The organism is Bacillus sp. AFS012607 (genome assembly GCF_002558005.1).
Taxonomy (GTDB): Bacteria; Bacillota; Bacilli; order Bacillales; family Bacillaceae_G; genus Bacillus_A; species Bacillus_A thuringiensis_S.
In genome coordinates this window covers 77,889-89,087 of record NZ_NTVM01000006.1, presented here as the reverse complement: position 1 = coordinate 89,087, position 11,199 = coordinate 77,889, and the positions used below count along the sequence as shown (strand labels likewise).

Below are 11,199 nucleotides of genomic sequence, written 5' to 3'. Positions count from 1 at the left end.
GTATACCTTTCCTTATGATATGTTTACATAATACTATTATATGCATCAATCTATATAGCTGTTTGTTTTTGTAACAAATTCAAATCTCTCCAACAATACGCTGTTTCTTCTACCTTTACTCTCTCTAAAAATTTCGTATCAATTTTTTCAGGGTTGAATTTTTCATAAAACTTTTTAGAAGGATTATTCGTAACGACCCAAACTAAAAGAGATTGCATATCATTCTTTACACATTCTGATAGTAACGCTTGAAATAACTTTTGGCCTATTTTCAATCCTTGATACTGTTGTAAAAGATAGATTGCATATAATTCCCCATCACAATTATATGCACCGCTTCTTTCAACTCCCCCATCAATAAATCCGACTATCGTTCCATTTAACGTCTCTGCTACAAATCTATATTGGCATGTATCTTCTTGTTGAAAAATGTTTTCCCATTGTTTTTCTCGTTGCTCATATGTTATATTTTCTAAAAATTCGTCAGCAAATATACCTTTATACGTTGTTTTCCAGCTATCAACATGCACCTTTGCTATACCTCGTATATCATCTTTTATAGCTCTTCTAATATGTATTTCCATCATTTCTCCCCCTTGTTATTCATCATTATATCAATTTATTTCCTTAAAAATCCAAATAAAAAAAGAGCGAATGCACTTCACTCTTTTTTATCATAATTATCTACTTTCCACTTCCACTGAAACAACACGATCAATCTCTTTCAGGGAGCTATATAATTCTGTTGTATATAAATCTTCTGGAGCTAAAATAACCATTTCCAATTGCTGAAATGCTCCACTATCTATATCTTTAATTTTCACTCGTTTCACATGCATACCTAAATTTTTAATTTGCTTAAATATACCATCTAACTCATGATGCTCTTTTACAGTAATTTTTATAGATAAATCCTTTTGTCGTAATGAATACGGACCTGCAATTTTCACAAGTTGTGGAAGTACGTTAATTGCTAAAATAATTAAAATCATAGCAACCGTCGCTTGTAAATAAAAGCCTGCCCCAATTGCTATACCTAAAGCTGAAGCAGCCCACACCATAGAAGCTGTCGTTAATCCAGAAATAACATCATTACTTCTTCGTAAAATAACACCTGCCCCAAGAAAACCAATCCCACTCACAATTTGAGCAGCTAGACGCATTGGATCCATATTTGTATGCCCTGGAACAGAATATACATGTACGGCTTCAATTGAAACCATCGTAATTAAACAACTTGCTACAGAAATAACCATACTTGTTTTCACACCAAGCGGTTTATTCTTTAGCTGCCTATCTATCCCGATGAATAATCCTAAAAAGAGTGCTAAACCTAATTTGAGTAAAAATTCATATGACATATTTCCATTCTCCTTACTTTACAATATTTCCCTTGGAATAATTCACTATAACTCTTTTATGATATCAATTCCAGTCTTTTCTATTCATTCAACATAAAAAACCGAAAAAACATTTGTAACGATGTTTCTCCGGCTTTTTATTATGCTTAAGATTCTTCTTTATTTCTGATCTTTAATCTTAATCTCTGCATCTTTGTAGAATGCTAATTTACTGTCATTATACTCTTTTGTAAATTTGTTAAACTGCTCTTTCGATTTTTGTGCTTCCACATTTAATTCATTAACAGTTTTAACTTTTTCACCGATTTCTTTTAATTTCGTTTCTTTTACTTTTAATTTTTCATACAGTTCTTTTTCAGTCGCTAACACTTTCGTGTAATTTTCATTCATCTTTTTGAATGCATCATAACGGTTTTTATACGACTCTTCTACTGCTTTTGCTTGTTTTTGTAACTTCTTATCTTCAATCTTCTCTATATTACTTTGAACAGATTTTGTTTCCTTCTGTGCTTTTTCTAACATTTCTTTTTCACTTTTCAATACTTTTTCACGATCATCTACATTTGCAGTAGCTTGCTCTATTTTCTTCACAACTGCTTCATTATGATCTTTACCTTCTTGCAAAATTTGAGCATATAATTCTTGCCCTTGTTTCTCTAACTGATCTAATTTTTTTGCTTCATCCACTAAAGATTTTTCTTGTGTTGCTGCTGTTTCAAAAGCTGTATATAGATTTTCTTCTGGCTTTTCACCGAAACAACCTGTTAAAAGTCCTACTGATAATACTCCTACTACTGCTACTTTTCCATACTTCAACGTTCATTCCTCCATTACATACGGTTATCATGCCAGAGGTTCACTGGGAAGTGATTCTCTTCATGATAAGCTTCAAACTCATAACCCTTTTCTTTTAGCCCCTTTAAAATTGCTGGCACAGCAGCAACTGATTGCGGGTGAATATCATGCATTAAAATTACTTCTTGTGGTTTTGTTGCGTTTGTTAATACATTTTGAGCAATTTGTGCTGCAGCTGCATCAATTGGCATTTTATTGTATTTCCAATCTGATGAATCAATTGTCCAATCCCATACTTTAAATCCGCTTTCTACCACTTTATTTCGAAGACCTTCATTCAATCCAGGCATCGAACCATATGGAGGACGTGTTAATTTAGGTGATTTCCCAATAATATTAGCGATTAAACCTTGATCTTCTTTCATCTCATTTACATACTCGCCATTTTTATATAACTTTGCGAAATTATGTGTCATACTATGCATGCCTACATAATGACCCTCAGCATTTTCACGTTTCACTAAATCAGGAAATTCTTTGACATTCGCTCCAATTAAAAAGAACGTCGCCTTCGCATCATGTTGTTTTAGCGTATTTAATAATTCAGCCGTATATTTCCCTGGCCCATCGTCAAATGTAAGATAAGCAACTTTTCTTTCTTTTCCATTAAAACGACTTGGTGCCGTTTTATTCATTTCAACTTTCGGCTGTTCACTTGCAAGCTGCACTACATTTTCTTGTTTCGCAACAGCTTTTGCTGGTGAAGTAATTGATTGGAACATGTAATACCCAATAGCTACTGCGGCAATCGCTATTAAAACGACTACTATTTGTTTAATTTTTAAAGCTTTTTCCATTCTATCGAATTCCTCTCCCTATTAATCTTATATATAAATCGCCCAATATAATTATACATCTATTTATTTTTATTTCACCATGTAAACAGATTTTTTTGTATTATACTGGGAGTTTTATCAAAAGTATTGTTCCATGTGCTTATAAGACTCAACGTATCTCCATGAAGATCCACCATTTTTTGACGATAGCTAAACCATATTTTCACCTATTACATAATTATTAATCTGGCAAAATAGCTGGTCAATATATGATAAATGATCTTTCGCAATTACTATCTCTTCATCTTTCACCTTAATCGCTTCAATGTGTATGAATATGTAATTGCATTTTGAACAGTCTTTCTTTAACCTGTTTCAATTTCCACCAATTCAATTGTTCTATAAATAGTGATAAATTGAATTTCCTTTCCTTCAACTTTAGGAGCTAATTTCCAAATAGTCCCCTCTAGTATATCGTATAATTACACCTTTTGTTTATATAAATTAAAATGATTTTAGTATAATTTTTCTAGAACAAAAAAACGTTATTAAAAAGTTGCTAATCCACTTCAAAAAAAAGATTGGCAAAAGCCAATCTTTTTTTATTATTCGTTTCGAACTGATTTTGGCGTTACACCTAAATGATCATTTAATTTTTTTGAAATATCTTTTATATTTTTTTCATTTGGAATGTAATAATAAATACCACCGATACGTTTATCTGTACCTTCTATTTGCATTTTTTCCATTTCCAAATTAGTTCCTGCCATATTTTTTGTAATGGCAAGCATATCGTCAAATGTTAAGTTCGTTTTCATATTTTTATCAACCGCATCTAGTAAAGAGCCCATTTTGCTAATTGATTGAACAGACATCGCTTTTTTGGCAATTGCTTCTATTACAATTTGCTGTCTCTGTCCACGCATTGCGTCACTATCAATTTTACGCGTTCTTGCAAGTGCAAGTGCTTGTTCTCCATTTAAATGTTGGTAACCTTTTTCTAAATGGATCATACCAGCTTGGTCTTTACTATCTTGTTCAGTGAAAGTAACTGGTACATCAATATCAATACCACCAATTGAATCGACAATTTGTACGAATGATTCAAAGTTAAACTTCACATAATAATCAACAGGGACATTTAAAAATCTTTCCACCGTATCGCGTGTGCTTTCTACGCCACCAAATACGTGAGCATGAGTAATTTTATCTAATTTTTTTCTAGTTGGAATATAAACACGTGAATCACGTGGAATACTTACTAGCTTAACAGACTTATCATCTTTATTAATTGTTGCTAATAAAAGTGCATCTGTTCGAACTGCTTCGCCATATTGGCTTTTTCTCATTTCACTTCCATCTACACCCATGATTAATATTGAAATATTATCCTTTAAAGGTTCAACTTCTTTATCACGCTTTGATGACTTTTCAATTTTTGCATATGCATCATTTACAACTGCTTTTGCTTTATTATATATAAACGAACCATATCCTACTCCTCCAAAAATAAGTAGGAAAAATGGAATTAATATGAACCATTTTATTGACTTTCTTTTAGAACGCTTTTTATTACTTCTCGTATTTTGTTCTAATTCAGAGCTCATACCCATTCGCCTCTCTTTCTCTTTACCAAGTATAATGTAAGTCTATTTATCTTCATATTGAATTTCCTTTCACTAACCTTACAATTTTGTAAGGTTACTACTTAAACCCAATACGTATTCCATTTCACATTATACTCTCGTACTTATTTTTGGCAAGTCACTATTTACCAATTTTAAAAATTTAGCACTTCGCAACATATGAATTTACAAATTTATTAACTCTTTCATTTTAAATTAGGATGTCTTTTTCTTAACAAACGATATGAATAAAGAATCCAGCTAATTATAAAATCTCTATGAATACAGTATATTTGACGTTATTATTTCTCAAACGGCGTATACACGCTTTTCTTCCCCTGATTATCAATGTAAGCCGACTTTGCTTTTATTTTCGTTTTTTCTACTTCCATGTCTTCATTTGAGAAGTTCACAATGATTTTAATATCTTTTCCATAAGAAACAGATTGTACTAGCTTATCTTCTGACAAATACGCAAAATTCGTCATCTCTTCTTTTACTGCTTTTTCATGAACTTCATTCCAAACTTTTAGATGCTCTGTAATTTCTTTTTTATGCTTATTCCACTCTACTTCATCTAAATGGTACAACGGAGGAACATTATACAATAATTCAGACAGCATTCGATTTCCAACTTCATCTTTTACCTTTAAACTTCCCCATTCCCAATGATGCGTTGTAATAACGGAATCATTGTATACTAATTTATATAATGGTACCGAATATACTGGGTTTAAATATACTTGTTTATATTCTTCTTTCAATGGTACTTGTTTTGCATATTTTTCAGGCACATTTTGATTTGGTGACCAATATCCACCGACATAATACGGACTTGTTTTATTTTTCCGCATATCTTCATCGTCCCATTTAATAACAGGTGTTTCAATTCCATGTGCAAATGCAATCGTACTACTAGCAAAATCATTTCCGCCTTCAGAACCAACGACCATACCCTTTTCTTGCGCAATGTAGTCCATTCGTTTTAAACGTGCTTTTAAATCTTGCTCTTGCGTCGTTATATGTTTCGCTGAATAGTCATCGTAAATTTCACCTGTCGCATCACAATCAATAAACCATGAATTATATTTAGGACCATTTTGTAATATATCATTCATGCGTTCCTTTACACTAGGCAGCGATAAAGTCGGATTTAACTTGCGACCTCTTCCTAAAAAGCCTTGCACCTTTTCTCCGTTTTTCTTCGTTACAGTAGCCTCTTCATATAATGACGGGTCATTAAAGGATGCTGTGTTCCAATTTTTATCACTTTTTTCGTGAATGGAATGATATGAATCATACGGACCAACTAAATACCCCATTTCCTTAGCTTTTGTCACGAAATTAGGTTGCATAAATCCTTGTTCCCAGTTCGGCAGACCAATCCACGCTTTTTCTATTCCTGCCTCTTTCATTTCCTTTAGTATATCCGTTCCATCTGCATTACCCCATTTACTTACCTCTTCAACCGCATCACCAAGTAGCGACTTTAATGAATGCTTATTTAAGCTATACAATTCTGTATTCGTTAAGTGACCTACACCTTTCTTTAATAGCACACTAGCTTCCTGATCAACGTTTTGAAAAATATCCTCTTTATAAAATTCCTTCATAGATAATACTTCGTTTATATAACGTAAAATAACATTTTTTTGATACTTATCAATGAAATCTTGTTTACTTACTTGATCTAATACATTCAGTTCCCCAGGCTCTGAACTGTTCTTTTGAATAAGTTCTTTTATATGGCTAAACAGCGGGCTATTTATTTGCTCTCTTAGTTTTGGCCAATTTATATTACTTTCTGATAAACCATTTTGATTCCAAAAATAAAAATGCGCCGCTCCATATAACTTTTCGATTTCTTTATTTTTTCTAGCCTTTTCTTGTAATGTTTTAAATTCACCTTTTCGAACAATATCATCCTTATACAGTTTAGCAATGCTTACCGCATCATTATTTGTCACATATAATTGAAATCCATATGTTTTATTTTTATTTATGCTCGGAAATTCATGTGTAAAATCAAATCCTATTTTCGGATCCGAATGAAATTTCAATTCATTATTAAACATATTGTTTGCAATATATACAATTGAATATTTCGAACCATTTAATGCGAAAAACTTCATAGAAAATGATTCAGCAAATGAATATGCATCATCCTTTAAAAACTTCTTCCAATTCTCATCATTGCTCGGAATTTGCTTACCCTCCCATAACGGAAGTGTATAATTTTCAGCTTCTACTTTCGGCCATGTAAAACTTTCTGCACCAGTCGATTCCACTTCAATGTTTAAGTGGTCTTTTTTCTTTTCTAATTTTATTTTTACTTTTTGATCTGGATATTCCCACGATGTACGATCCTTTTCTTTTTTTACATTCGATACCTTCATTTTCGGTAGGGGTTGTGATGCCTGTTCCTTTACACCCTCATGTTCTACAGTTACTGTGAATGTTTCTGGATTTACATCATAAGTAAAATCTTTATACGTCGCTTTCTTTATTTTAGACTCTTGTACAGCATTACTACCTTTTACGTCACAACCGACTAAAGTCGAAAATGGCATAGTTGTTAGAAGACATATCGCTATCATTTTTTTCATCCTCTGCACCTCCACCAATGAATATACAGGTGGTTTGTTACAGAAATGTGGCAAAAAATAATAGAGCTAGCATTTTGCTAGCTCTATTTGGAGTATTAAAAGTTGATATGAACAACTATAATTCGCTTAGAAGATATGTAATACAGTAACTGCATTTTTTCTCAACAATTATGAAACTAAACAAATCAAAATTTTAACAAGCATTCTTTAACTGAAAAAATAAGTGTATACAATGTATCCTAAAAGTAGTACTAAAATGATTATCCCTGTACCTTTCCAATTCATACCACCTGCTATATCAACTGAACTACCTGTTTCCGCTCTATTGAGTCCGTCATGTAAAGAACCCGTAGGATTACTTTTTAATTCACTTTGTCTCATACGCTCTCTTTTTTCTTCTGGTGACTCTTTATTCATTTAATCACCTCCAAAATGAATGCACTCTTTACTTACATTATTCAAAATCAACATTTGTTTTATATTTTTTTCCGAAAAAACCCAATTTAAAATAGGTTTGCAACGTAAAGAAAGCTAGCCATGCCAGCTTTCTTTATAATCCAATATGCTCTTCCTTATTTACAATAATACCTTTATGGTCGATTTCAAGCTCACATACTTTCATATCTGTAAATACTCTCGCTAATTGCTCAGCGATTTCTTGACGTTTCTCATATGGCGTTAATATAAAAATAGATGGTCCCGCACCGCTAAGTGCTGTGCCGTACGCACCAAATTCTTTTGCGCATTTACGAATAGATGGTAATAACGGTACGAGTTCTAAACGATATGGCTCGTGAAAATGGTCTCTCTCCATCATTTCACCTACAACTTCCCACCGCTTTTGACATAATGCAGCTACTAATACGTTACTTATCGCACTAGCTTTAACTGCCTCATGAAACGGAAACATCTTTGGTAATACAGATCGACTTTCATCTGTATTTAATTCTTCATTCGGAATAAGAGAAATTACCCCTAATTCCTTGCTCTCAATTCTTACGACGGAAATATCCTTTCCATCAAGTGCTCCGATTACAGTTCCACCTAATATAGAAGCAGCAACATTATCAGGATGTCCTTCAAAATTTGTAGCAATTTGAACTTTTTGATCAGCAGTTAAGTTCAAATCACCTAGTTGATTCGCAAGCTCTATCCCAGCTACAATCGCTGATGCACTACTTCCTAGCCCTCTCGTTAATGGGATATTGCTAGTAACTTCTATTATATGGGGTGATATAGAAGGACATACTTTACATGCCGTGCTAACGATTAAATTTTTATCGTCTGTCGGAATTGATTCTTCAAAGGAATGGATTACTTGCCACTTATCAGCTTTTTCTTTAACCACCACATCTAAATACAATGACAAAGCTATTCCAACTGAATCAAATCCAGGACCAACATTCGCCGTACTAGCAGGGACACGAACGCTTAATGGTATCACGACATAATCACCCCTTTAATATGATTTTTAATTTGTTCTATATCATTTGACACACTTGCGATGTCTAGTTGATTTGAAGAAATAGCAATATCCGGATCCTTCAAACCACTTCCAGTTAATACCGCAACAACTGTTTCTCCCTCTTTTATTTTTCCAGATTGAACATGTTTAATTACGCCGGCTAATGAAGCATTTGATCCTGGTTCAGCGAAAACTCCTTCAGTTTTTGCTAATAACCTATACGCATATAAAATTTCTTCATCTGATACCATATCTATTTCACCACAAGACTGCTCGGCAGCCTCTACTGCGTATGACCAACTTGCCGGGTTACCGATTCGAATCGCTGTTGCAATTGTTTCAGGCTCTTCAATTACATGCCCTTTTACAATTGCAGCTGCTCCTTCCGCTTCAAAGCCATGAATTCTTGGCTTCTTATAACCTTTTTCTTTCTCATATTCACAGAAACCTTTCCAATATGCTGTAATATTTCCTGCGTTCCCAACAGGGATAGCTAGAACATCTGGTGCATTTCGCAATTGGTCACAAATTTCAAATGCTGCCGTTTTTTGCCCCTCAATTCGATAAGGATTTACTGAGTTTACTAACGTAATCGGCTCTTCTGCAGCAATATTTCTTACAGCCTTAAGTGCATCATCGAAATTCCCTTCTATTGAAATAATTTCAGCTCCATAAGCGACCGCTTGCGCTAATTTCCCATGTGCAATCTTTCCTTCAGGTATGACGATTATACATTTCATCCCAAGACGTGCCGCATATGCTGCAGCTGATGCTGATGTATTACCTGTTGATGCACAAATGATTGCTTCTGAACCTTCTTCTTTCGCCTTAGCAACTGCCATCACCATACCACGATCTTTAAAAGAACCTGTCGGATTCGCTCCTTCGTACTTACCATATAGCTGAACCCCTAATTGCTTTGATATATTTAATAACGGAATAAGAGGTGTGTTTCCTTCCATTAAGCTCACATCAGGTGTTTTTTCATTCACCGGTAAATAAGAAGCATACTGTTTTAATAGTCCTTTATACATATTGTTTTTCCTCCTCAATAATGTAGTAACTGTTTATTTCACTTGCGACAGCTTCTATCGCTCCTAAAACTCGTTCGAATTGATACTTGGAAGTTCGATGTGTCACAACAACAACTTCTGCCAGTTCACGGTTTAAAGGTAATTGAATAACTTCTTTTAAACTTACAGAGTAATTAACGAAACATTCTGTTATTTTTTGCAACATCCCAGGCTCATCTCGTAATGAAATACGCAAGAAATATTTCGAAACTACTTCTTCATCACCTTGTAATTCATAAGGAACTGGTTCTTTTAATGCACTTTTATTTTTCGGAACTTGATTCATATTTTTAACGATGGAAATAATATCACTTACTACGGCAGAACCAGTTGGCAACTTTCCAGCTCCAGGTCCGTAAAACATTACTTCTCCTACCGCTTGACCATGAACATATACTGCATTAAATTCATTATTTACATTCGATAATGGATGCCGTCTCGGTAAAAGCGTCGGTTCTACACTTAAATGAATGGCTGGTCCTTGTTTTTCTGCCTTACCAATTAACTTCATAGTAAATCCTAACTTTTCAGCCATTTGTAAATCTTCTTTTTCGACCTTTCGAATCCCTCTTACTTGCACATCATCTAATGAAACATTCATCGAAAAACCTAAGTTTGCAAGAATTGCTACCTTTCTCGCCGCATCTAGTCCATCTACATCTGCTGTCGGATCCGATTCTGCAAAACCTAATTTTTGCGCTTCCTGTAAAGCCTCTTCATAAGACCACCCATTTTGACTCATTTTTGTTAACATATAATTTGTTGTACCATTTACAATTCCCATTATTTTTTCAATTTGATCTGATGCTAGCCCGTCAGTTAATCCTCTTAACACTGGAATACCACCCGCTACACTTGCTTCATAACATAGATCACAATCATTTTCGTTCGCTAATTTGAGAAGCTCTGCACCGTATACAGCCATTAAATCTTTATTTGCTGTTACGACATGTTTCTTATTTCGTAAAGCCTTAACAATATGCTGTTTTGCTTCTTCAATTCCACCCATTACCTCTACTACAATATCAATATTCGAATCATTTAGAACTTCATCTACATGGCTTGTTACTGCAATTCCATCAATACAAACATCGCGTTCTTTTTCTAAATCACGTACAACGACTGTTTTCGCTTTCACTTCGTATCCTGTATCAAGAGCGATTTTTTTATAATGTTCTTTCAAAATATGAACAACACCACTTCCGACCGTACCTAAACCTAATACCCCAACATTTATAACGTTATTCATCTTCTAATCTCCTCCTACAATTTTATTATTTATCTCTATCAATCACCTTGCTCTGCTTTTTAATTATGCAGGTGGTGGTTATTTCCATACGTATAAATAGTTTCATGTTACCGCACCTCCCTTCAAAGTAATAAAAAACACACTCATCCCTAGGAAAGGGACGAATGTGTTTTCGTGGTTCCACCCTTG

General features: G+C 33.9%; 10 protein-coding genes and 1 other annotated feature (1 of these 11 cut by a window edge). All 10 genes read right to left on the bottom strand.

Features of this window, described 5'->3' with window-relative positions:
• Positions 1–50 precede the first annotated feature (50 nt).
• Complete coding sequence (locus tag CN409_RS05090) at positions 51–584, bottom strand: GNAT family N-acetyltransferase (RefSeq protein ID WP_000402427.1); 534 nt, start codon at positions 582–584, stop codon at positions 51–53.
• A 96-nt stretch (positions 585–680) separates the two neighbouring features.
• Positions 681–1,361, bottom strand: a complete 681-nt coding sequence (locus tag CN409_RS05085) for an MgtC/SapB family protein (protein WP_000119503.1) — start codon at positions 1,359–1,361, stop codon at positions 681–683.
• A gap of 159 nt (positions 1,362–1,520) precedes the next feature.
• Complete coding sequence (locus tag CN409_RS05080) at positions 1,521–2,177, bottom strand: YkyA family protein (protein ID WP_086391069.1); 657 nt, start codon at positions 2,175–2,177, stop codon at positions 1,521–1,523.
• A gap of 14 nt (positions 2,178–2,191) precedes the next feature.
• Positions 2,192–3,013 (bottom strand): peptidoglycan-N-acetylglucosamine deacetylase, encoded by an 822-nt coding sequence (locus tag CN409_RS05075; RefSeq protein ID WP_000409486.1) that lies wholly within the window; start codon positions 3,011–3,013, stop codon positions 2,192–2,194.
• Positions 3,014–3,597: 584 nt separating this feature from the next.
• Positions 3,598–4,599 (bottom strand): LCP family protein, encoded by a 1,002-nt coding sequence (locus CN409_RS05070; protein ID WP_086391076.1) that lies wholly within the window; start codon positions 4,597–4,599, stop codon positions 3,598–3,600.
• 320 nt (positions 4,600–4,919) lie between these two features.
• Complete coding sequence (locus CN409_RS05065) at positions 4,920–7,223, bottom strand: glycoside hydrolase (RefSeq protein WP_086391070.1); 2,304 nt, start codon at positions 7,221–7,223, stop codon at positions 4,920–4,922.
• Between the two features lie 207 nt (positions 7,224–7,430).
• Positions 7,431–7,640: a DUF6366 family protein gene (locus CN409_RS05060; protein ID WP_001031480.1), complete on the bottom strand. Its 210-nt coding sequence runs from the start codon at positions 7,638–7,640 to the stop codon at positions 7,431–7,433.
• A gap of 133 nt (positions 7,641–7,773) precedes the next feature.
• A complete protein-coding gene (gene thrB, locus CN409_RS05055; RefSeq protein WP_086391071.1) occupies positions 7,774–8,667 on the bottom strand; it encodes a homoserine kinase in 894 nt (297 codons plus the stop codon).
• Positions 8,664–9,722, bottom strand: a complete 1,059-nt coding sequence (gene thrC, locus CN409_RS05050; protein WP_097980839.1) for a threonine synthase — start codon at positions 9,720–9,722, stop codon at positions 8,664–8,666. The genes thrB and thrC overlap by 4 nt, the downstream gene beginning before the upstream one ends.
• Complete coding sequence (locus tag CN409_RS05045) at positions 9,715–11,010, bottom strand: homoserine dehydrogenase (RefSeq protein ID WP_017763043.1); 1,296 nt, start codon at positions 11,008–11,010, stop codon at positions 9,715–9,717. The genes thrC and CN409_RS05045 overlap by 8 nt, the downstream gene beginning before the upstream one ends.
• Positions 11,011–11,163: 153 nt before the next feature.
• Positions 11,164–11,199, bottom strand: a binding site (T-box leader); it runs 196 nt beyond the window's last position.